Origin of the sequence: Buchnera aphidicola (Pemphigus obesinymphae) (genome assembly GCF_026122815.1) — a bacterium.
GTDB lineage: Bacteria > Pseudomonadota > Gammaproteobacteria > Enterobacterales > Enterobacteriaceae > Buchnera_C > Buchnera_C aphidicola_BJ.
In genome coordinates this window covers 1-341 of record NZ_JAIWQW010000106.1, presented here as the reverse complement: position 1 = coordinate 341, position 341 = coordinate 1, and the positions used below count along the sequence as shown (strand labels likewise).

Here is a 341-nt window from a genome sequence, read left to right as displayed (position 1 = left end):
CCTGTAATTAGTTTAACTACAAAAAAAATTTTAACGATAAATAACAATAAAGGAATATGTTATATCCAATTTAATCCTCTTGTAAATAACGCTATTAATAATTTATCCTTTCGACAATATAAGTACACAATAGGGATGCAAATTCGTTCTCCTTTAGCCAGATATATGTACAAAAGAATGAGTCATTATTGGGTTCAAGCTCATAAATTGTCGCCTTATACTCCTTCCATTATCAGTTTTTTAAAATGTAGTTCTAGAGAATTAAGTGTACGAATTTCAGAAAATATTAGAGCAATGAAAAACGCTCTCAATATTCTTATTTAGAAAAAAGTTATCAATTC

General features: G+C 27.3%; 1 pseudogene. It reads left to right on the top strand.

What is annotated here, in order from left to right:
* A pseudogene (locus tag LDP10_RS03320) lies at positions 1-324 on the top strand (plasmid replication protein); the annotation flags it as partial.
* Positions 325-341: the final 17 nt, after the last annotated feature.